Source organism: Amycolatopsis sp. cmx-8-4, assembly GCF_046548675.1.
Taxonomy (GTDB): Bacteria; Actinomycetota; Actinomycetes; order Mycobacteriales; family Pseudonocardiaceae; genus Amycolatopsis.
In genome coordinates, this window is sequence record NZ_JAEBDZ010000001.1 from 308,685 (window position 1) to 330,844 (window position 22,160).

At 71.5% G+C, this 22,160-nt stretch carries 17 protein-coding genes; 11 read left to right on the top strand and 6 right to left on the bottom strand.

The annotated features are described in order from the left end of the window. Positions 1-104 precede the first annotated feature (104 nt). The 8 genes from ACLJQZ_RS01560 to ACLJQZ_RS01595 all read left to right on the top strand — a co-directional run bounded on the left by ACLJQZ_RS01560 (position 105) and on the right by ACLJQZ_RS01595 (position 11,588). On the top strand, positions 105-968 hold the full coding sequence (locus ACLJQZ_RS01560) for an alpha/beta fold hydrolase (RefSeq protein WP_410618152.1): 864 nt from the start codon (positions 105-107) through the stop codon (positions 966-968). 552 nt (positions 969-1,520) lie between these two features. Continuing rightward, entirely contained in the window at positions 1,521-3,395 is a 1,875-nt protein-coding gene (locus ACLJQZ_RS01565) for a BTAD domain-containing putative transcriptional regulator (protein ID WP_410618153.1), read from the top strand. Between the two features lie 164 nt (positions 3,396-3,559). After that, positions 3,560-5,416, top strand: coding sequence for an asparagine synthase (glutamine-hydrolyzing) (asnB, locus tag ACLJQZ_RS01570; RefSeq protein ID WP_410618155.1), 1,857 nt, complete (start codon positions 3,560-3,562; stop codon positions 5,414-5,416). Positions 5,417-5,457: 41 nt separating this feature from the next. Beyond that, on the top strand, positions 5,458-6,669 hold the full coding sequence (locus tag ACLJQZ_RS01575; protein WP_410618156.1) for a cytochrome P450: 1,212 nt from the start codon (positions 5,458-5,460) through the stop codon (positions 6,667-6,669). A 231-nt stretch (positions 6,670-6,900) separates the two neighbouring features. Continuing rightward, positions 6,901-8,337: an MFS transporter gene (locus ACLJQZ_RS01580; RefSeq protein ID WP_410618157.1), complete on the top strand. Its 1,437-nt coding sequence runs from the start codon at positions 6,901-6,903 to the stop codon at positions 8,335-8,337. Further along, positions 8,334-9,977 carry an FAD-dependent oxidoreductase gene (locus tag ACLJQZ_RS01585; RefSeq protein WP_410618158.1) on the top strand — a complete coding sequence of 548 codons (1,644 nt, stop codon included), beginning with the start codon at positions 8,334-8,336 and terminating at the stop codon, positions 9,975-9,977. Before ACLJQZ_RS01580 ends, ACLJQZ_RS01585 begins: the two co-directional genes overlap by 4 nt. 163 nt (positions 9,978-10,140) lie before the next feature. Then, complete coding sequence (locus ACLJQZ_RS01590) at positions 10,141-10,896, top strand: PEP/pyruvate-binding domain-containing protein (protein ID WP_410618159.1); 756 nt, start codon at positions 10,141-10,143, stop codon at positions 10,894-10,896. Then, entirely contained in the window at positions 10,893-11,588 is a 696-nt protein-coding gene (locus tag ACLJQZ_RS01595) for a FadR/GntR family transcriptional regulator (protein ID WP_410618160.1), read from the top strand. Before ACLJQZ_RS01590 ends, ACLJQZ_RS01595 begins: the two co-directional genes overlap by 4 nt. Positions 11,589-11,682: 94 nt before the next feature. Here the strand turns inward: ACLJQZ_RS01595 and ACLJQZ_RS01600 are convergent, their stop codons facing one another. Further along, complete coding sequence (locus ACLJQZ_RS01600; protein WP_410618161.1) at positions 11,683-12,726, bottom strand: aminotransferase class I/II-fold pyridoxal phosphate-dependent enzyme; 1,044 nt, start codon at positions 12,724-12,726, stop codon at positions 11,683-11,685. 194 nt (positions 12,727-12,920) lie between these two features. Between ACLJQZ_RS01600 and ACLJQZ_RS01605 the strand changes: the two genes are divergently transcribed. Then, positions 12,921-14,504, top strand: coding sequence for a hypothetical protein (locus ACLJQZ_RS01605; RefSeq protein WP_410618162.1), 1,584 nt, complete (start codon positions 12,921-12,923; stop codon positions 14,502-14,504). Beyond that, a complete protein-coding gene (locus tag ACLJQZ_RS01610) occupies positions 14,501-15,631 on the top strand; it encodes an FAD-dependent oxidoreductase (RefSeq protein WP_410618163.1) in 1,131 nt (376 codons plus the stop codon). Before ACLJQZ_RS01605 ends, ACLJQZ_RS01610 begins: the two co-directional genes overlap by 4 nt. Before the next feature lie 167 nt (positions 15,632-15,798). On the opposite strand, the gene ACLJQZ_RS01615 is transcribed toward ACLJQZ_RS01610, so the two are convergent. Next, the gene (locus ACLJQZ_RS01615) at positions 15,799-17,736 is read right to left on the bottom strand and encodes a BTAD domain-containing putative transcriptional regulator (protein ID WP_410618164.1); all 1,938 of its coding nucleotides are present in this window, start codon (positions 17,734-17,736) and stop codon (positions 15,799-15,801) included. Between the two features lie 763 nt (positions 17,737-18,499). Between ACLJQZ_RS01615 and ACLJQZ_RS01620 the strand changes: the two genes are divergently transcribed. Continuing rightward, positions 18,500-19,135, top strand: a complete 636-nt coding sequence (locus ACLJQZ_RS01620; protein ID WP_247058719.1) for a TetR/AcrR family transcriptional regulator — start codon at positions 18,500-18,502, stop codon at positions 19,133-19,135. A 116-nt stretch (positions 19,136-19,251) separates the two neighbouring features. Here the strand turns inward: ACLJQZ_RS01620 and ACLJQZ_RS01625 are convergent, their stop codons facing one another. The 4 genes from ACLJQZ_RS01625 to ACLJQZ_RS01640 all read right to left on the bottom strand — a co-directional run bounded on the left by ACLJQZ_RS01625 (position 19,252) and on the right by ACLJQZ_RS01640 (position 22,028). Beyond that, positions 19,252-20,520 (bottom strand): beta-ketoacyl-[acyl-carrier-protein] synthase family protein, encoded by a 1,269-nt coding sequence (locus ACLJQZ_RS01625; protein WP_410618165.1) that lies wholly within the window; start codon positions 20,518-20,520, stop codon positions 19,252-19,254. Then, positions 20,517-20,945 (bottom strand): cupin domain-containing protein, encoded by a 429-nt coding sequence (locus ACLJQZ_RS01630; RefSeq protein ID WP_328645129.1) that lies wholly within the window; start codon positions 20,943-20,945, stop codon positions 20,517-20,519. Before ACLJQZ_RS01630 ends, ACLJQZ_RS01625 begins: the two co-directional genes overlap by 4 nt. Next, positions 20,942-21,277 carry a TcmI family type II polyketide cyclase gene (locus ACLJQZ_RS01635; protein ID WP_410618166.1) on the bottom strand — a complete coding sequence of 112 codons (336 nt, stop codon included), beginning with the start codon at positions 21,275-21,277 and terminating at the stop codon, positions 20,942-20,944. Before ACLJQZ_RS01635 ends, ACLJQZ_RS01630 begins: the two co-directional genes overlap by 4 nt. A gap of 73 nt (positions 21,278-21,350) precedes the next feature. Further along, complete coding sequence (locus ACLJQZ_RS01640) at positions 21,351-22,028, bottom strand: SDR family NAD(P)-dependent oxidoreductase (RefSeq protein ID WP_410618167.1); 678 nt, start codon at positions 22,026-22,028, stop codon at positions 21,351-21,353. Positions 22,029-22,160: the final 132 nt, after the last annotated feature.

Genomic DNA, 22,160 nt, shown 5'->3' on the forward strand with positions numbered 1-22,160 from the left:
GGGTTGGCCATCACGCTCACCACGTCCGGTGCGGCCGGGTGGTTTAGCCGGCACCGTCGGCTGACATAGGGTCCGGGCAGTTCGTCGACGCAGGAGGATTTCCCATGGCCACGACGCACACGCTGGAGACGGCCGACGCCGATCTTGTCTTCGACGTGCACGGGCCCGCTCCTGCCGACAGTGCGCAGCCGCCGCTCTTCATGGTCGGGCAGCCGATGGCCGCCGACGGGTTTGCGACCCTTGCTTCCTTCTTTCCCGAGCGGACCGTGGTCACCTATGACCCGCGGGGGATCGGGCGCAGTGTGCGGAAGGACGGCCGGGTCGAGCTTGAGCCCGAGGTTCAAGCCCGGGATGTGCACGCCGTCATCGGGGCGGTCGGGGGCGGACCTGTCGATCTCTTCGGGAGCAGCGGGGGTGCCGTGACCGCGCTCGCGCTCGTGACCGCTTATCCGGATGATGTGCGGACGCTCGTGGCGCACGAGCCGCCGTTGCTCTCCGTCGTTCCCGATGCCGCGGCCGCCGAGCGGGCTCGGAACGCCGTGACCGATGCCTATCTTGCCAAGGGGTCCGGGGCCGGGATGGCCGCCTTCATCGGGATGACGTCGTGGCCCGGCGAGTACACCGATGCGTACTTCGCGCAGCCGGCCGCCGATCCCGTGCAGTTCGGGATACCTGCCGATGACGACGGGCGGCGGGACGATCCGCTGTTGTCCGACCGGTCCTGGGCCGTCAGCGACTACCGGCCCGATGTCGACGCGCTCGCCGCGGCGTCGACGCGGGTGGTGATCGCCGTCGGTGAGGAATCGCTGAGCGTCTTCACCGGGCGGACGGCTGTGGCGACCGCGGAGTTGCTGGGGCAGCGGGCCACCGTGTTCCCGAGTCACCACGGCGGGTTCCTCGGCGGCGAATTCGGCTATGCCGGTCAGCCGGCGGCCTTCGCCGCGCGGCTGCGCGAGGTTCTCGGCTGAGTGGCGCTCGAGCGGAATCCGAGAAAGCGGTTCGGCTGATCGGAAGATGCTTATGGTGCTCTCGGGTGCCGGGGTGGTGATCATGAATTGCCGTGGGCTTGATCATCCGGCCGGCAGTGCTCCGAACGGCGCAAAGCCGCGCCTCGAACTTGTCGGAATGTGAGCACTCGCGCCAGGTGAACCAGGCATATCAGGCTTATTGCCGGCGCGTGAATCCGCCCTTGAAGACGGCCGTTCGAGGGTTTCGACGGTGTGTCTGTTCGCGTACGCTGCGCAGCGTACGCGGGTTGACCTCGGGCAACGACGGCGGGTAATCTGCTTTCGGCACAAGTCGATCTACGAATGTGTCGCCTGGGGTGGTGGTCTATGCGGAATTCGAGTGTCCGGACGCTGTTCCGGATGCGGAAAAACTACCTGCGATAAACAACGATGTGCGGTGCGGCGGCTTGGGGGAGGTGCCGATTCCGTACTCGCTTTCGTGGGTGATCGCAACACATTTCCGGACGTCGGGGAAACCGGGCTGACGGAATCGTCATCTGGGGGATGTTCGGCGTGTTGCTGCAATTCAAACTATTGGGTCCGTTGTGCGTGCTGTCCGATGACCGGGACATCACGCCGAGTGCGCCCAAGCTCCGGGAAATCCTCGCGCTGCTGATCGTGCGGGCGAACCAGTTCGTGTCGACGACCGATCTCGTCGACGAAGTGTGGGGCGCCGACCCGCCCCGCAGCGCCCACGTGACCGTGCAGACCTACATCCACCGGCTGCGGAAGTCGTTGTTCCCCAAGGAATCCGGGCACGAACCCGCCGGGCTGCACACGGGGTGGCACGGGTACCGGCTCGAGATCGCCGCCGAGGCCGTCGACAAGATCCAGTTCGAGCACCTGGCGCACCAGGGCAGCGCGGCGCTGGAGAGCGGCGAACCCGGGGAGGCCACCGAACTGCTGCGGCACGCGCTGCGGCTGTGGCGCGGCCCCGCGATGAGCGACGTCGAGACCGGCGAGCTGCTCAGCGCGTACGCCGTCCGGCTCGAGGAGAGCCGGCTGCGCGCGCTGGAGGGCCGGATCGAGGCGGACCTGCAGCTGGGCCGGCACCGCGGCCTGGTCAGCGAGCTCAAGGAACTGACCATGACCCAGCCCCTCCACGAGGGGTTCCACAGCCAGCTGATGCTCGCCCTGCAACGCTGCCAGCGCCGTGACGAGGCCCTCGACGTCTACCGGCGCTTCCGCGGCCGGCTCGTCGAAGAGCTCGCCCTCGAACCGTCGCCCGACCTGCAGCGGCTGCACCGCTCGCTGCTGACCGAGACCGCCGACGCCCGCCCGGCGCCCGAGGTCCCGGCGGAGCGGGTGCAGCTCGTCGCGCCCGCGCAGCTGCCCAACGACATCGCCGACTTCACCGGACGCGCCGAGCTGATCAGCTCGGCCGTGCAGTGGCTTTCCCCGGCCGAACGCTCGGACGACGGGCTGCGGATCGTGTCGGTGATGGGCATGCCCGGCGTCGGCAAGTCGACGTTCGCGGTCCGCGTCGCGCACCGGCTGCGGTCCGCGTTCGGCGACGGGCAGTTCTACGCGAACCTCGGCGGCCCGGCCGGCGCCGGCCCGAAGGAGGTGCTCGGCCAGTTCCTGCGGTCGATCGGGTTCCCCGGTGAGCGGCTGCCCGACAGCGTCGACGAGCGCGCGACGATGTTCCGGACCTGGAGCGTCGACCGCAACGTGCTGGTCGTGCTGGACGACGTCACCTCGGACGCGGACGTCCAGCCGCTGCTGCCCGCCGGGCCGCGGTGCGCCGCCGTGGCCACCGCGTGTTCCGGCCTGCAGGGCCTGGCCGGCACGCACACCATCGACCTCGAACCGCTGACCGGCGAGGAGAGCCTCGAGATGCTCGCCGTGATCGTCGGGCGTGACCGGGTCGCCGCCGAGCGCGACGAGGCGCGCAGCCTGGTCGCGCTGTGCGGGTACCTGCCGCTGGCGGTGCGGTGCATCGGCGCGCGGCTGCGGTCGGTGCCCGGGTGGCCGGTGCGGAACATGCGGCAGCACCTGGAGACCAGCAACCGGCCGCTGGACCTGTTGCAGTTCAACCAGCTCGACGTCCGGGCGCGGCTGGCCGGCAGCTACCGGTCGGTGCCGTCGCACGCCCAGACGGCGTTCCGGCTGCTGCCGACGCTCGGCGCGAGCTCGTTCACCGCGGTCGAGGTCGCGGTGCGGCTCGACTGCCCGCCGAAACGGGCCGAGGCGCTGCTGGCCCGGCTCGTCGGGCACGGGTTGCTGCGCATCCAGAAGGACGTGGTGGACGAGGGCCCGGTGCGGTTCGAGTTCCACCCGATCGCGCGGTGCTACGCCGAGGAACTGCTCGGCGGGGAGACCGACGCGACGCCGTACCTCTGGCCGATCTACATGCGCACAGTGCTCGGCTTCCGCAACCACGCCTGAGCGGGGCAAAGCCGTGAAGGACTCCTTACCTGCCTTAAGAGCCGTGAAGGAGTCCTTCACGGACATCCGGTCCACCTCGGAAGTCGTTCCGAGGTGCTGTCGAGGCGGGTTCGAGCCGTGGTCGACAGGCTCGGCCACAGCCGAACGACCAGATGGAGGCCAGCATGTGTGGTATCGCCGGTTGGGTGGACTTCGGGCGTGACCTGTCCGGGGAACGCGCCACGATCGAAGCGATGAACGAGGCCCAGAAGCACCGCGGCACCAACGCCCGCGGGGTCTGGTGCTCCCGGAACGTCGCGATCGGGCACACCAGGACGTCGGTGATCGACCTGGCCGGCGGCGTTCAGCCGATGTTCGCGGAGGAGGACGGGCGCACGATCGCCGTGCTGACGTACTCCGGGGAGGTCTTCAACTTCAAGGAGCTGCGCAGCGAGCTCGAACGGCGGGGGCACCACTTCCGCACCCGCAGCGACACCGAAGTCGTGCTGCGGTCCTACCTCGAGTGGGGCGCCGACTGCGGCAAGCACCTCGAAGGCATGTACGCCTTCGGGGTCTGGGACCTGCGCACCGAGACGATGCTGCTCGTGCGCGACCGGTTCGGCATCAAGCCGCTGTTCTACAGCCTGCAGCCCGAAGGCGTCATCTTCTCGTCCGAGCCGAAGGCGCTGCTGACGCACCCGCTGACCAAGGCGGTCGTCGGTATCGACGGCCTGCGCGAGGTCTTCTCGACGGCGAAGCTGCCAGGCGAGGCCGTGTTCCGCGACCAGGACCAGCTGCGGCCCGGGCACACGCTCGCGATCGGCCGCAACGGCGTCGTCGACCGGACGTACTGGGAGCTCGAAGCCAAGCCGCACACCGACGACCTGGACAACACCATCTCGCACACCCGGCAGCTGCTGGAGGACATCGTCCTCGGCCAGCTGACCGCCGACGTCCCGCTGTGCACGCTGCTCTCCGGCGGCCTCGACTCCAGCGCCGTCACCGGGATCGCGGCCGGCTGGCTGAAGAAGAACGGCGAACGCGTCCGCAGCGTCACGACCACCTACGTCGGGTACAGCGAGAACTTCCAGCCGGACGACACCCGCGACACCGCGGACGGCCCGTTCGCCGACGAGCTCGCCCAGCACGTCGGGGCCGAGCACATCCACCTCGTGCTCGACACCCGCGACCTGATGGACCCCGAGGTCCGGCTGGCCGCGCTCGTCGCGCAGGACATGCCGACCACGGCCGGCGACATGGACGCGTCGCACCTGCTGATGATGCGCGCGACCCGGGAGCACTCGGTCGTCGCGCTGACCGGCGAGGTCGGCGACGAGGTGTTCGGCGGCTTCCGCTGGATGCACGACGACGAGCTCGTGCGCTCGGGCACGTTCCCCTGGATCGCCAACGAGAAGCGGGTGCCGGGTTGCGTCAAGGGCCAGGGCCGCGGCTTGTTCGACGACGGCTTCCTGAAGAAGCTCGACATGGACGGCTACTACCGCGAGAACTACGCCCAGGCGTTGCGCGAAACCCCGCACCAGGAGGGCGAAAGCGAGTTCGAGAGCATCATGCGGAACGTCCGCTACGTCAAGCTGATGCGCTGGCTGCCGATGCTGCTGGAACGCGGGGACCGGCTGGCGGCGGCGTGCGGGCTCGAGGCGCGGCTGCCGTTCCTGGACCACCGGCTCGTCGAGTACATGTACAACGCGCCGTGGGCGTTCCAGTCGTTCGACGGCCGCGAGAAGAGCATCCTGCGCGCCGCCGTGAAGGACCTGCTGCCGGAGTCGGTGTTCGAGCGGCGCAAGGCGCCCTACCCCGTCACGCAGGACCCGGCCTACACCGAAGCGCTGCACGGGCTGCTCGCCGAGACGCTCGCCGACCCGAACGCGCCGATCCGGCCGCTGCTGGACCAGGCGTCCGTCGACGAGGTCTTCCGGCACCCCAAGGGGGTTTCGCAGGACTGGCCGAGCCGGATGAACGTCGAGATGGCGCTGCAGTTCAACACCTGGCTCACGCACTACGGCATCACCCTCGACATCTGAACCACGCCGTCCGACCCGCGATCCGCGGAAGGAGCAAGCCGATGACCCAGACCCAGCCCAAGCCCGTGCCGATGACCCGGCGGTGCCCGCTGGCCCCGCCCGACGAGTACGCGCAGCTGCGCGAGGAGACCCCGGTCAGCGAGGTGGCCCTGCCGGACGGGAACACCGGCTGGCTGGTCACCCGCTTCGAAGACGTCACGACGGTGCTGGTGCACCCCGACGTGAGCGCCCAGCGGAAGTTCCAGACCTCGGTCACGTCGGTCACCCTCAGCCCCGAGGAGTACCTGGCGTCCGGGTTCGGCGTGTCGTTCATCGGGATGGACCCGCCGGACCACACGCACTACCGCAAGCTGATGACCGGGATGTTCACCGTGAAGCGGCTGAAGTCGCTGGTGCCGCGGATCGAGAAGATCGTCGACGACCAGCTGGACGTCCTGGTCGCCGGCGGCTCGCCCGCCGACCTGATCACGGACTTCGCGACGCCGGTGCCGTCGCTGGTCATCTGCGAGCTGCTCGGGATGCCGTACGAGGACAGCAAGCTGTTCCAGGAACGCACGCACGTCATCATGAGCCTCGAGCGGACCAAGGAAGGCCTGCTCGACGCCATGACCGGGATGTCCGACGACATGCGCGCGCTGGTCCACGAGAAGCGCGCGCACCCGGACGGCCGGCTGATGAGCAACCTCATCGAAGCCGTGCCCGACGACGGCGTCCCGCTCACCGACGACGAGCTGGTGGCCATCGGGAACCTGATGATGATCGCGGGTTACGAGACCACCGCGAACATGATCGGGCTCGGCGCGCTGACCCTGCTGCACTACCGCGAGCAGTGGGAAACCCTGTGCCGGCAACCGGAACTGGCCGAACGCGCGGTCGAGGAGATCTTGCGTTACCTCACGGTCGGCCCGTTCTGCCTGCCGCGCACGGCGAAGACGGACCTCGAGCTCGGCGGCAAGCAGATTCGCGCCGGCGACCCGATCCTGCTCTCGACCGAGTCGGCGAACTGGGACCCGGCGCAGTTCGAGCACCCCGAGGCGTTCGACGTCACCCGCAAGCCCAAGCGGCACGTCGGGTTCGCCTTCGGTGCGCACCAGTGCCTCGGGCAGGAGCTGGCCCGGATGGAGATGCGGATCGCGTTCGCCAAGCTGGCGCAGCGGCTGCCGGGGCTGCGGCTGGCCGTGCCGCTGGAGGAGATCCCGATGCGCACCGACATGCAGATCTACGGTGCGCACGAGGTCCCCGTCGTCTGGTAGGTCCCGCTGGCAGTTCCCGCGACGAAGCAGTCGCCTCCGGCCCTTGTCGCTCGCACCGGCCGCCGGCCGGTGCGAGCGGCTTTTTTTGTGCCTTGACCAGGTCATCGGCTGTAGCCGCGGATGACCTGCCCAACCTCTTGATCGACTTAATCAAACAAGTAGTTGACACTGTGAGTCGTCTCGTTGATTATGAGTGCAGACGAGAGTTCACTGTGGGAAAAGGAGTACGTCGTGGAGAAGCACCCGCTCAGGTGGTGGGCACTGGCGGTCGCGGTTCTGGCCGTCCTGGTGGACATGATCGACAACCAGATCGTGGCGGTGGCGCTGCCCACCATCCAGCGGGAGCTGGGCACGGGGGATTCCGCGCTGCAGTGGATTTCGGCCGGGTACGCGCTGGGGTTCGCGCTCACCCTGATCACCGGTGGCCGGCTGGGTGACCGGTACGGCACCAAGAAGCTGTTCCTCGCCGGCATGGTCGTGTTCACGGGCGCGTCGCTGGCCGCCGGCCTGGCCGGGCACGTCGAGGTGCTGATCGCCGCGCGGGTGATCCAGGGCGTCGGGTCCGGGCTGATGGTGCCGCAGGTCCTGTCGTTCATCCACGCGGAGTTCGACGAGAAGGAACGCCCCAAGGCGATGACGTACTACGCCGGCGCGTTCCCGATCGGCGGCCTCGCCGGGCCGCTGCTGGGCGGCGTGCTGACCCAGGCCGATCTGTTCGGCATCGGCTGGCGCGCGATCTTCCTGATCAACCTGCCCATCGGCGTGCTCGCGCTGGTCGGCGCGCTGATCACGATGCCGAGCCGGCCCGGGTTCTTCCGGCACCGCATGGACTTCAGCGGCCTGCTGCTGCTGACCGCGGGGCTCTTCGCGATCTTCTACCCGCTGGTGCAGGGCCGTGAGCTGGGCTGGCCGAAGTGGTCGATCTACCTGATGCCGGCCGCGATCCCGCTGCTCGCGATCTTCGCGCTGCACCAGCGGATCAAGGCCAAGCGCGGCGGCGAGCCGCTGGTGCCGCCGGCGCTGCTGAAGTACCGCAGCCTCTCGGGCGGCCAGGCCGTCATGCTCTGCATCAACACCGCGGTCGGCGTCTTCTTCATCCTGACGCTGCACCTGCAGCTCGGGCTCGGGTTCTCGCCGCTGCAGGCCGCGCTGACGTTCGCGCCGTCGACGATCGGCATCGTCGTGGGCAACGTCCTGGGCATGCAGCTGGCCCCGAAGCTGGGGCGGGCGTTCACCGCCGGGGCGATCGTGGTGCTGCTGGCCAGCCTGGTCGCGATCGCGGTCCTGGTGCAGCAACTGGGCCACGACCTGAACGTGTGGGCGCTGCTGGCCCCGGTCATCGGCTTCGGGCTCGGCATGGGCGCGGTGCTGAACTCGCTGTTCGGCGTCTCGATGTCGGAGATCCAGATGCAGCAGGCGGGCGCCGCGTCCGGGCTGGTGAACACGACCGTCCAGCTCGGCACCGCGACCGGGATCGCGTTGTTCGGCACGGTGTTCTTCTCGCGGCTGGGCAGCGGGTTCGAGTCCGCCACGGTCAGCGCGATCGCGGTCAGCGTCGGCGTGCTGGTGCTGGCGTTGCTGTTCACGACCGCCCTGCCGGGCAAGAAGGCCGCGGGCCGGCCGGCCGCGGCCGCCGACGAGCACAAGGCCGGGGCCTCGGCGCGATGACCGGGCCGGGCAACCACGAGACAGCGGTGCTCATCGTGGGCGGGGGCATCACCGGCCTGTCCACGGCGCTCTTTCTCGCGAGGCTCGGGGTTCGCCCGATCCTGGTCGAACGGCACCCGTCCACGGCTCTGCTGCCCCAGGCGCGCGCGTTCAACCCGCGCTCCATGGAGATCTACCGCGCGCTGGGGCTCGCCGAGGCCATCCGGGACCGGACGTCGATCCTCACCGACATGCCGGACATGATCGGCGCGGACACCCTGGCCGGGCGGGAGTACTTCCGGTTCGACGTGCTCGCCCAGGCCCGGCCGCCGGCGTCCCTCAGCCCGGCGGACTGGGAGATGATCGACCAGGACGAACTGGAACGGATCGTGCGCGCCCGCGCCGAAGCCAGCGGCGCGGACGTGCGGTTCGGCACCGAACTGGTCGCGCTGACCGACGCCGGCGACGGCGTCACGGCGGTCGTGCGCGACCTGGAAACCGGGGTCCACCACCGGCTCCACGCCGACTACGTCGTCGCCGCCGACGGGCACCGCGCGGGGCTGCGCGACCGGCTCGGTGTCGGCGCCGACGGGCCGGGTGTGCTCCTGGAGGTGGCGAACTTCGTGTTCGACGCCGACCTCGGGGCCGCGCTGCAGGGCCGCCGGTTCCTGCTCGCCTACCTGGACCGGCCGACGAAGGGCTCGACCCTGATCCCGCTGCGGGAGTTCGGGCGGTGGGCGCTCGCCGTGCCCTACCGGCCCGAGCTGGGCGAGAGCGTCGCCGACTTCACGCGGGAGCACTGCGTGGAGCTGGCGCGGCAGGCGATCGGCCTGCCGGACGTCGACATCCGGCTGGTGCCGTCGATGCCGGGGTCCGACCGGATCGTCACGACCACCACCATCGGCGGCTGGGTCGCCCGGCGCTACCGGGCCGGGCGGGTGTTCTTCGCCGGCGACGCGGCGCACGTCGTGCCGCCGTCGGGCTCCTACGGCGCGAACACCGGCATCGCCGACGCGCACAACCTCGCGTGGAAGCTCGCCGCCGTGCTCGAAGACGGCGCCGGTGACGAGCTGCTCGACACCTACGAGGACGAACGGCGGCCGGTCGCCCGGTTGACGCTCGAAAGCGCGATGCAGCTGCTCCACGACCGCCACGAAGGCGCGGGCGACAAGACGAAGGCCGACGACCTGGCCATGATCTTCGGGTACCGGTACCGCTCGTCGGCGGTCCTCGCCGGGACGGCCGGCGCGGGCCGGCCCGTCGAGGACCCGCGCACGCCCAGCGGCGAACCCGGGCTGCGGGCGCCGCACGTGCGGCTGGAGCAGGGCGGCGCCGGACTGTCCACACTGGACCTGTTTACCGGGTCGTTCACGGTGCTGGCCGGGCCGGCCGGGGTCGGCTGGGTCGCGGCGGCGAAGGCGGCCGCGGCGGCGCTCGGGCTCGCGGTGGACGTCCACCGCGTGGGCTTCGAGTTCGACGACCCGGACGACCGGTGGGCCGCGGCCTACGGCGTCACCGCCGGCGGCGCGGTCCTCGTGCGGCCGGACGGGTTCGTCGCCTGGCGGGCCGGGCAGCTGCCCCGCCACCCCGAGCAGGAGCTGCGGGCCGCGCTGGCCCGGGTGCTCGCGTTGCGCGAGGAGGATCGCCGCTGCGCAGGCTGATCAGTTCGCCGGCACGCCGTCCGGGCCGTGGGGGACCATCCCCGCGGCCCGGACGGTTCGTCGGCTCAGGTCCGGTTCGGCAAGCACGTCTTGGGAGCACGAGTTGTGTGCAACGCGCGAAGGGGGACCCGCCCGGCCGTCGAATCCGGCCGGCCGGGACGAGGTGCGGTGGCTGCCGGTCACGGACGAGCGCTGCGGCGACGACGGGTTCGCGGGCCCCGCGATCGGGGCCCTGCACCGGGTCGGTGACCTGGTCCCGGTGCCGGAGACGATCGTGCTGACCGCGCCCGTCCGGCACTGGCGGGACCGGGTGCGGCAGCGGCCCGCCGACCCGTTCGCGGAGTACGCCGGGCTGGTCGAAGAGCCGGTTTCGGTGCGGGCGTGGCAGATCCGGCCGCGCCGCTCGGACCTGCCGATCGGGCCGGTGTTCAACAACCTCGGCCCCGGCACGGTCGCCGAGGCGATGCTGGAGCTGCTGGCGCTCGCCGAAGACGGCGCCCGTGAGTTCCCGCGGCTGGCGTTCGCGCTGCAGCGGTTCACCGCGGCGGAGGCGAGCGCGCACGTCCACGCGGCACCCGACGGCGAGCGCGTCCGGGTGCAGGCGTTCCTGGGGCTCGCCGAGCAGCTGTCCGAACCGCTGCACCCGGACCTGATCGTGCTGGCGGGCCCGGAGCTCGCCGTCCGCGAGTACCGGGTGGCGGACAAGCCGACGGCGACGGTCGCCGCGGCCGGTGGCAGCCGGACGTCGACGGTCGCCGAGCTGCGCCGGCGCGCGCCGGCGCTGCGCGTGAAGACGGTGCAGCACCTCGGTTCGCTCGCCATCGCGGCCGCACGCCGGCTGGCCGTCCCGGTGGCCGCGGAGTTCGCCGTCACCGACGGCGAGGTGGCGCTGCTGCGGTGCCGCCCGGTGCCGCCGTGACCGGGGAGCTCGACGCCGTGTTCCGGCCGGTGCGGGCGGGCCGGGCGGTCGAGGAGACGGTCGAGCGGCTGCGGCAGCTGGTGCGGCTCGGCGTCGTCGGCGCGGGCGCGCGGCTGCCGGCCGAACGGGAGCTGGCCGAGCGGCTCGCCGTCAGCCGCGTAACGCTGCGGGAAGCGTTGCGGGCGCTCGCTTCCGAGGGGTACGTCGAGTCCCGGCGGGGCCGGTACGGCGGCACGTTCGTCGTCGAGCGGCTGCCCGCGCCGGCCCGGACCGGGCGGCTCGACGCAGCCGGGCTGGACGACGTCCTGCGCCTGCGGCACGTCGTGGAGACGGGCGCGGCGGAGCTGGCGGCCGGGCGGCGGCTGAGCTCGGCGGACCGGCGGCACCTGGTCACGACGTTCGCCGCGGCCGACGTCATGGCCGGCCCGGCCGATCACCGGCGCCGGGACGCGCGGCTGCACCTGGCGATCGCGGAGGTCACCGCGTCCGGCTCGCTGACCGCGGCCGTCGCCGACGTCCGGATGCGGCTCGCCGGGTGGCTCGACGGGATCCCGCCGGACCCGGAGCGTTCGCAGGCCCAGCACATGCGGATCCTCGACGCGATCCTGGCGGGCGACCCACCCGCGGCCCGCGCGGCGATGGCGGCGCACGTCGAAGCGACGGCGGCCCGGCTGCGCTCGTCCCGCTCGTGAGTGGTTAGGGCGGTTAGAACCGCCCTAACCACTCACGACGGGTGGGTGAGACGGGTGCCGGGGCGGTGGTGGACACGCCCCGGCACCCGGGGTCCTAACCGGCGAGCGCCGCGGCCAGCAGCGGGAACTCGTCGTCCGTCGGGGCCGTGATGCGCAGGCCCGGGACGCGGCCCGCCTGGTCGTCGCCGAAGACGCGGACCACCACGCCCGCGCGGACCAGCTCGTCGTAGTCGCGTTGCGGGTCCTCGGAGGCGACGAACCGGTAGTGCACCGGCGCACCCTTGACCACGCCCGGATAACGGCGGACCAGCAGGGCCTCCATCGCCGCCGCGTTGACGAGCAGCCGCTCGCGGGTGCGTTCGGCCCAGGCCGTCTCCCGCAGCGCCGCGATCGCCACCACGGAGTCCACATAGGACAACGGCCAGTTGAGGCGCTGGGCGGCGACGGCCGTCCGCAGGTCTTCGTCGACCGTCCACATGGCACCGGTGCGGGCACCGGCGATGCCGAACAGCTTGTTCGGCGACGACAACACGACCACGTTGGCCAGTCCGGACCACGCCATCGACCGCCGGGTGCCGCCGCCGAGGAAGTCGACGTACGCCTCGTCGACGATCAGCGTCGACGCCGGGTTCTCGCGGCACACCTCGGCCAGGTCGCCGGGCGGGATGTGCAGGCCCAGCGGGTTGTTCGGGTTGGACAGCACGACGTAGCCGTAGCGGGCCATGCCCTCGGCGACCCGCGCGAGCCGCGTCGCGACGGTGTCGATCTCGCCGGTCGCGGGCGGCAGGTGGTTGGTGAACCAGCGGATGCTGTCGGTGTAGTCCGGCGTCACCACGGCGATCCGGTCCGCCGGCAGCAGCCGCGCCAGCACCCGGATGAACTCGGTGATCCCGCGGCCCGAGACCAGCAGCTCGGGGTCCACCGTCAGGTAGTTCGCGTAGGTGGCCCGGAACAGCGAGTCGGCTTCGTAGGGGTGGGCGCGCAGCCGCTGGACGTCCAGCTCCCGCAGCGCGACGCGGACCGCGGACGGCGGCCCGTACCGGTTCACGCAGGTGCCCAGGTCCAGGTACGTGTCGCCGGCGAGGCCCCGGAGATCTCCGCCCTGTCTGTGGATGGCGTCGTCGGAAAGACTCTTCATCACTTCCTGCCTTCTGGTGGCGGACGTCCGGTGCCGCCTCGTCAGGGTCCGCTGACCGTGCCAGGGGGCTGTCCAACCTGGCTCGAACCGGGCTGACGCGGCGGGAATCCAGGTCGTCGCGAGTTGCGCACGAGTGCGCGTGGTGACCATCCGGGGGTTCGCAGAACCCCCGCCGAAACCAGGAAGGACCCACGATGACCGCTGCGTGGATTCGCAGACTCGCCCTCGTCTCCGGGGTGCTGACCGTCGTCGGGCTCAGCACCCCGGCCGCACTCGCCGACACTTCGCACGCGCGGGGGACCCAGTACTACGTCGACTGCGCCGACGGCCACGACTCGGCGTCCGGGCTCGGCGCCGGCCAGGCGTGGAAGACGCTGGCCAAGGTGAACTCCGTCGTGTTCCAGCCGGGCAGCCGGATCACGTTCAAGCGCGGGACGACGTGCGACGGCACGTTCGCGCCGAAGGGCTCCGGCACCGCCGGCCGGCCGATCACCACCGGCACCTACGGCTGGGGCGCCAAGCCGAAGATCGACGCGCACGGCGCGCTCGCCGCGGTGCTGCTGCACAACGTCGAGGGCTGGGAGGTGCGCGACCTCGACGTCAGCAACCAGGGCCCGACGCCGGGCGACAACGACGTGCGCGTCGGCGTCTTCCTCCAGCTCGAGGACTTCGGCGTCGCGCACCACCTCGTCGTCTCGGGCGTCGACGTCCACGATGTCAACGGCTGCGACTGCCGCAACCCGCACACCCCGGACGTCAGCGGCGCCATCGTCGTCAAGGCGGGCGGCACGACCGAGCCGAGCGGCTTCGACGACGTCGTCATCGAGAACAACACGCTGCGGCACGTCGACCGGCAGGGCATCGCGACGTCGTCCGACTGGGAGAAGCGCGCGCAGTACCCCGACGGCCGCGGCACGACGTACGTCCCGATCACCCGGCTGCGCATCGCGCACAACTACGGCGAGGACATCGGCGGTGACGCGGTCGGCGTCTACAACGCGACGAACGCCGTGGTGGAGTACAACACCTTCCGCGGCTGGGCCGAGCGCGCGCCGTCCTACACCGCCGCGCTCAGCGCGTTCAACGCCGACGGCACGGTGTTCCGCTACAACGAGGTCTCCTACGGCCACGGCTCCGGCCCGCTGCCCTCGGCGGCGTACATGACCGAGCACGCGAACCTCGACACGGTGTTCGAGCACAACCTCAGCCGCGAGAACCAGGGCGGCATGCTGGTGGTCTGCGCCGACGCCGGCCGGCCGACGGACCGCACCACGGTCCGCTACAACATCAGCCAGAACGACTTCTCCAACGGCTACTACCCGGACTTCAACGGTGGCACCGACCCGGTCGGCGTCATCACGGTGATCTGCCTGGAGACCGGGCGCGTGCAGGTGTACGGCAACACGATCTACGCGCCGAACGCCGAGCGGCTGCTGATGAACTACACCACCGACCCGCTGGAGTTCTCCGACAACATCTTCGTCGGGCGCGCGGGCGGGTCGGCGTTCAGCGACGCGTACGGGATCTACGACCACAACCTGTACCAGAACGTCACGACCGTCCCGGCCGGGGACGCGCACGCCGTCGTCGCCGACCCGAAGTTCACCGCGCCGGGCCTGGCGGCCGACCGCCAGGACGCCACCGGTTACCGGCTGCGCGGCGGTTCACCGGCGCTGTCGGCGGGTGCGGCCAACCCGGGTGTGCGGGACTACTTCGGTTACCCGGTCCCGCCGGTGCGCCCGAACATCGGCGCGTACGCCGGTCCCGCGGTCCGATGAGCCGGCGGGTCCTCGTCGTCGGGGCCGGGATCGGCGGGCTCTGCCTGGCGCACGGGTTGCGGCAGGCCGGCGTCGACGTCGTGGTGCACGAGCGCGACGAGACGCCGGCCCCGCGGCACCGGCTGCGGATCACGCCGGACGGCGAGCGGGCGTTCCGCGCCTGCCTGCCGCCGGCGGTGCGGGACCGGTTCGTCGCGACGTCCATGCGTTACACGAAGGGCATGGCGGCCTACGACGAACACCTGGTACAGCAATGGGAACACCACGACGAGGACGACGGGAACCTCGACCGCGTCGACGCCGTCGACCACCGGACGCTGCGCGAGGTGCTGCTGGCCGGGCTCGGCGACGTCGTCCGGTCCGGCTCGTCGTTCGACCACCACGCGCTGACGGCGTCAGGCGGGGTGCGCGTGTACTTCCGCGACGGCACGTCCGACGTCGGTGACGTCCTGGTCGCCGCGGACGGGACGGACTCCGCGGTGCGCGCGGCGTGGCGGCCCGGGGACGAACCCCGCGACCTCGGCGTCCGCGCGATCGTCTCGCGGATCCCGATGGCGAAGGCGATCAAGGGCGGGCTGCCGGAGTTCATGCACGACCGGTTCACGTCGGTGGTCAGCTCCGGCGGCGTCAGCTTCGGGTTGCTGCCCATGGTGTTCCGGCCGGGCGCCGACGCCGAGGACTACTACACGGCGGTGTTCAACATGCACCGCGTGCACCTCGGGATCGCCGACGACGTCCTGTTCGGCTTGCCCGGGGCCGCCCTGCGGGAGGTGCTGCTGAACCGGACCGCGGACTGGCACCCCGACCTGCACGGGGTGTTCACGCACGCGGAGCCGGCGGAGACGCACGCGCTGGCCCTGCGGGCGACCGCGCCGGGTCCGGCGTGGGGCCAGGGCCCGGTGGTCCCGCTCGGCGACGCGGCGCACACGATGCCGCTGTCGGGCGGGGCCGGGGCGAACGTCGCGGCCCAGGACGCGGCGGCGTTGTGCCGCGTCCTGACGATGCCGGGCTCGCTGGCCGAAGGCCTGGCGGGCTACCAGGCGGACGTCACCCGCCGCGGCGCGGCCGCCGTCGCGGAGTCGGTCCGCATGGCCCAGGCCTCGATGCGCCTGGACTGGGAGTACTGAAAGGTCCGTGAAGGCCTCCTTACCGGCTCTTATGGCCGGTAAGGAGGCCTTCACGGCTTTGCGGCGCGCGTGGGGATGGCGGATTTCGTTGTGGGGTAACGGGTCGCGCACCGCACCGGGGGGTAGCGGTGCGGTGCGCGATCCTCTTTCACCGGGGAGGCTGGGGGTCAACCCCGGTTCGGCGCGACGGCCACCCGCCCGGCCTCGTGGCACAGGGGCTGGTAGGCGTCGCCGGTCGTGACGGCCAGTGCCGGCTGCGGCTCGGTGCGGGCCGCTCCCAGGAGCTCCGCCTCCAGGTGCAGCCGGCGGCCGATGTCGCGGAAGGTCGGCAGCATGCGGTAGTGGTGTTCCTCCGTGTGGTCGGCCGCGTGCTCGAACTCCAGCAGGTGCAGGTTCACCAGGTCGTCCAGCAGGGTCTCCGCCAGGCAGCCGTCGAGGTTCAGCACCGCCGACGCGGCCGCCAGCGACAGGCTCCCGGCGTCGGAGGTGCTCAGTGTCCGGAACGCCCAGCGCACCTCCGGCGTCGCGACGCGGTAGCTGAGCGAGACGCTCGAGCGCAGGTCGAACGGGTCGTCCGCGCCCGTGGCGGCCCAGTCCGCCGCCCGCCGCACCGGCCAGTGCGGGCGGTGCCGCAGCCGGGTCGCCGCCGCGTGCAGCGCCAGCGGCAGGCCGTCGCAGCGGGCGACCAGCGCGCGGGTGCCGTCCGGGTCCTGAGCGAGCCGCTCCGGGCCGACCAGCCCGCTCAGCATCCGGACGCCGTCCGCGCCGCTCAACGGGCTCAGGCTCACCACCGTCGTCACCGAAGGGTCCGACAGCTGCATCCGGCTCGCGACGACGACCGCGCACCCGCGGCCCGCGGGCAGCAGCGGCGCGAGCTGGTGGTCGTCCAGCACGTCGTCGAGCACCACCAGCACCCGCCGGTCGGCCGTCCAGGTGCGGAACTGGGTGCTGCGTTCCGCGACCGAGCCGGCGATCCGGTCGCCCGGGACGCCGATCGCGCGCAGGAACCCGGCCAGCACCGTGCCCGGGTCGACCGGCTGCCCGGCGGCGTCGGCCAGGCTCGCGTGGAACTGCCCGTCCGGGAACTTCTCCCGCACGTCGTGGCCCGCGTGCACGCACAGCGCCGTCTTGCCCGATCCCGGCGGGCCGTCGACGGTGACGACCGCCGGGCCGCGCCGGTCCGGCGCCGTGACGGCGGTGATCACCGTGTGCAGCTCGCTGTCCCGGCCGACCAGCCCCGGCCCGGCGGGTGGCAGCTGACGCGGCGGTTCCGGCCGCGCCGGCTGCCGCCGGACCTGGGCCGGGACGGCGTCGAGGCTGCCGTTGGCGGCCAGCACCGCGCGGTGGACGCGCTGCAGCTCCGCGCCCGGGTCGAGGCCCAGCTCGTCGGCCAGGGCCGAGCGGGTCCGTTGATAGACGCCCAGCGCTTCGGAGCGCCGGCCGGAGCGGTAGAGCGCCAGCATCAGCTTGGCCTGGAAACCCTCGTGCGTCGGCTGCTGCGCCGCCAGCCGGGTGAGCTCGCCCAGCACCTCCTGGTGCCGGCCGAGCTGCAACGCGGCGTCGATGCGGTGCTCCAGGGCGTTCTTGCGCATCTCGTCGAGCCGCAGCACCTCGGCCTGCAGCACCGGCCCGGGGTTGAGGTCGACGAGCGCGGAGCCGCGCCAGAGCCGCAGCGCCCCGTCCAGGGTGTGGAAGGCCGCCTCCGCGTCCCCGGCGTCGAGCTCGGTCCAGCCCTGCGTCGCCTGGCGCTCGAAGTGGCTCGAGTCCAGGGCGTCGCGGTCCACCGCGAGCATGTAGCCGCCGGAGAGGGTGAGCAGCACGGGCTGCCCGTCGTCGCGGCGGACGCGCGCCGACGGCCGCTGCGCCGGGTCCAGCTCCAGCAGCTTCCGCAGCTGGTAGACGTAGGTCTGCAGGGTCGTCTTGACGCTGGTCGGCGGGTTCTCCTCCCAGAGTTCCTCGATGAGCTGTTCGGTCCGGACGATGTGGTTAGCGGACACGGCGAGCAGGCTGAACACGCGCTGGAGCTTCGGCGCGGACGGCGTGATGGGCACCCCGTCGCGTACGACCTCCAGCGGGCCGAGAACCTTGACGCACAACATCTGCATCCTCCAAGTATCGATGCGGCGTGGTCCGCTCCCCGTCGGATAACACCGCTCCCCAGTCCCCAGGTTTGCCCACATCCCGAACCGGGTATGAACTAGTCGGGTGCGGGCTTCTGCCCACCATGGCCGGGTCCGCTGGACGAGCATTAGCAGAGCGCTGACGCCGCCTTGGGAATGTCAGCCTATCGTGCAAGGTTTTCGTAGCTCCAGGTGCATTCTAGTGACCGGCGGTCACTTTCTGCTCGAAGAGCGCACGATAGAAGGGGTGATCGGGATGCAATACTTCCGGTGAAATTCACCTGATCGGCCCGCATCGTTCTGACCTGCGGTGACGTAGATCGTGAGCAAGGCGTACGACTTCGGCCCGCGGCCGGCCGCGGAATTCCCGTCGGCCGCCGAGCGGATTTTCCCGCGACGGGAACGGCACGCGCGCGCGTATTACCGAGGGGTCGTGAATGAATTCGACGACGCGATTCATGCTCGACGCGAAATGGTCGCGGAGCGGTCGCTCGACTCGTTTCCCGGGGCTGCTTCCGCGCAATTCCGGGAGCGGCTCACGGGCGTCCCGGTACGGTTCACGGGGACGCGGGAAAGCGCTGTCTTCGGTTGTCCACGGCCGGCCGTGAGCGGTTGCTCCCGTACCGGGTGGGCGGTGTTGCCGGTGTGTCTCTCACCATAGTCAGGGACTTGCCTCACTGTGTCAACCGTCTGTTTCATTAAGTCGATCAGCCGGTTGAGGTGGTTGCGCGCATGTATAGTCGCCGGTGTGACCGCGTCGTCGAAGCCCCGCCGTTCGCCGAAGCCGCAGGAGCGGCAGCGGGATCCCGACCGCACGCGCCGGCTGATCCTGGAAGCGGCCGTCGCGGAGTTCGCGGCGCACGGGTACGCGGGCGCGCGCATCGCGGCGATCGCGTCGCGCGCGGGCGTGAACCAGCAGCTCATCTCGTACTACTTCGACGGCAAGGAAGGCCTGTACCAGGCCATGTCGGAGGGCTGGGGCCAGCGTGAGAGCGAGCTGGTGGCGCCCGGCACCCCACTGTCGGAACAGCTGCGCCGCTACGTCCTGGAGGTCCTGACGTCCCGGGACGGCATGCGCCTGCTGGCGTGGTCGGGCCTGGAGTACGGCGGCCCGGACACCGACCCGGACCACGCGCCGCGGTCGGCCCGGCTGGGCGGCACGGTGGACCAGGTGGCCGAGCTGCAGAAGTCCGGCCAGCTCCCCGAGTGGGTGGATCCCGCCTGCCTGACGGTGATGCTGATGGCCGCGGCGATGGCGCCGGTGACCCTGCCGCACGTCATCGAGGGCGTGGCGCAGCAGGACCCGGAGTCCCCGGAGTTCGTCAAGCAGTACGCCGACCAGCTCGCGCGCTTGATCGAATACCTGAACCCCGACAAATCGTGACAACCGGTCGTGAGTGGTAAAGCGGGTTAGAACCCTCTTTACCACTCACGACTTGTTCGTGGGCACGGGAAAGAGCGGTGGCGCCGCGAACCCGCACCACCGCTCCTTCTCCTCCCTCAGGCGCCGGCCGCTCCCGGCCGGGCCAGGACCATCGCGCTCTGGAAGCCGCCGAAACCGCTGCCGACTGTGAGAACCACGTCCATCTCGTGCTCGCGCGCGGTCAGCGGGACGTAGTCCAGGTCGCACTCCGGGTCCGCCTCGTGCAGGTTCGCCGTCGGCGGGACCACCTGGCGGTCGAGCGCCAGGGCGCACGCCGCCACCTCCAGCGAGCCGATCGCGCCGAGCGAGTGCCCGATCATCGACTTGATGGAGCTGACCGGGACCTCGTACGCCCGCTGCCCGAGGCTGCGCTTGAACGCCGCCGTCTCGTGGCGGTCGTTCTGCTTGGTCCCCGAACCGTGGGCGTTGATGTAGTCGACGTCCGCCGGCGCCAGCCGCGCGTGGTCGAGCGCGACCCGGATCGCCTCCGCCATCTCCCGGCCGTCCGGCTTGAGCCCGGTCATGTGGAAGGCGTTGCTGCGCCCCGCGAACCCGACGATCCGCGCGTACTCGCGAGCCCCGCGCCGCAGCGCGGCCGAGGTCTCCTCGAGCACCAGCACCGCGGACCCCTCGCCGAGCACGAACCCGTCGCGCCGCGCGTCGAACGGCCTCGACGCGTGCTCGGCGTCGTCGTTGTTCGCCGACGTCGCGCGGATCGCGTCGAAGCACGCCGAGGTGATCGGCGACAGCGGCGCGTCCGTGGCGCCGGCGAGCACGACGTCCGCTGAGCCCTCCTCGATCAGCGCTACGCCGTGGCCGACCGCGTCGAGGCCCGACGTGCAGCCCGTCGACACCAGCGCCGTCGGGCCCTCGGCCGCCACCTCCCACGCGACCTCGACGGCCAGCGTGCTCGGCACCATGTAGCCGTAGAGGTGCGGGACGCCGTAGGTGTGGTCGACCAGCCAGTGCTTGCCCTCGTCGGCGAGCACGGCGTACTCCTCCTCCAGGCCCATCGTGCAGCCGACGGCGCTGCCGATGCTGACCGCGATCCGCCCGGGGTCCAGGCCCGTGAGGTCGAGGCCGCTGTCGGCCACCGCTTCGCGGGTGCACACCGTGGCGAACTGCGCGGCCCGGTCCATCCGCCGCACCTGCTGCGCCGACAGGCCCGCGGCCCGCGGGTCGAAGTCCACCTCCGCCGCGATCTTCGAGCGGAAACCGGTGGCGTCGAACAGGCTGATCCGGCGGGTCGCGGTGCGCCCGGCGCTCAGCAGTGCCCAGAACGGTTCCCGGCCGACCCCGCCGGGCGCCACCACACCGATCCCGGTGATGGAGACGCTCCGGGTCACGAAGCACCCCCGACCGCCGGGTTCGGGGCGTCCGGGCGCTGCGGTTGTTCGGTGTCGACGTGGCCGAGTTCCGGCCGCGGCGCCAGCGGCGACAGGTGGAACACGCCCCGCGCCTCGACGTCGCCGACGTTGACCAGCCGGTGCCGCACGCCGATCGGGACCATCAGCGAGTCACCCGGTCCGAGCCGCACCGCGACGCCGTCGAGCGTCATCTCCAGCTCACCTTCGACGACGTGCAGGAACTCCTCGGAGTACGGGTGGTAGTGCTCGGTGACGTGCTCGCCCGCGCCGAGGATGAGGAAGCCGCCGAAGCCGGACGTCGAGCCGACCGTCTTCGGGCTGAGCGTCACCCGGATGTCGCCGCCGCGGCGCTGGTTCGGGGCCGCCTCGGCGACGTTGACCTTCACCCTGTCCACTGTGGTCATCGAACGCGGCCTTCCTCGGGAGTCCAGACGTAGAACGGGGACGCCATCGCGTCCTTCGGTTCCTTCCAGCCGGGGTCGTACGGCGAGACGAGCTCGGCGAGCTTCGTGTTGATGTCGCTGTACAGCTCCGTGCTGCGCGCCTTGTACAGGCTCGGGTTGATGTCCTGGTCCGCCTCGACGAGGTGGAAGTACAGGTCGTGGAAGTCGAAGAGGGTCCGCCGCGAGACACCGACCATGCGCGGCAGGTCGGTGGCGTCGGACTCGGCGAAGACGTCCGCGATCCGTTCGGGTGAGTCGGTCTTGAGCTTCGCGACGATCAGGGTGCGGTGCACGTTCTCGCCTCCTGGCAACGTGGTGGTACGGGACGCTTCATGGTCCGGGCTGCCGGTGTAGCCCGGCTCGAATTCACCACGGAATCCGCTTGCCCGAGCGCAGGAACGCGCCTGTCGGGCCGTCGTCGGGCAGGGTCGCGACGTCGGCGATGTCGACGGCGGCGTCTTCGGGACTGCGTTGCGCGTTCGGCACCATGCGCGTGCGGACCTGGCCGGGGTTGACGGCGTTGACCAGCACGCCGGTGCCCTCGACCTCCCGCGCCAGCATGGTGGTCAGGCCGTTCACCGCGGTCTTCGACAGCGAGTACGCCGGCGCGCCCAGCCACAGCCCCAGCTCGAACGACCCGGTGGCGCTGGAGAGGAACACGACGCGGCCCCAGCCGCGGCGCACCATCGCGGGCAGGAACGCCTGCGCGGTGCGCCAGCCGCCGAGCAGGTTCACCGAAAGCGTTTGCTCGACGAGCTCGAGCGGCACGGTCAGCGGGTCGTGGCCGCCGTCGAGCAGGACGCCGGCGTTGCACACCAGCACGTCCACCTCGGTCAGCTCGGCGGCGGCCCGTGCCACGCTCGCGGGATCGGTGACGTCGAGGGCGTACGGCCGCGCGCCGATCTCGGCGGCGGCTTTCGCGGCGGCGTCGAAGTCCCGCGCGGTCATGATGACGTCGAGCCCCCGGCCGGCCAGCTCGGCGGCGACGGCCTGGCCGAGCCCCCGGTTGGCCCCGGTGATCAGGGCGGTGCGTTGTGCGGCCACGGTGTTCCTCCGCTGTCGGTGGTCGTTCCGCCGCGATGGTCGCGGCCCCGGCTCGATCCGCGCTGGGGTGCCGATCAGCCAACACCCGCCCGGAGCGGCCAACACGGTGACCGGAGCGGCCAACACGGTGAC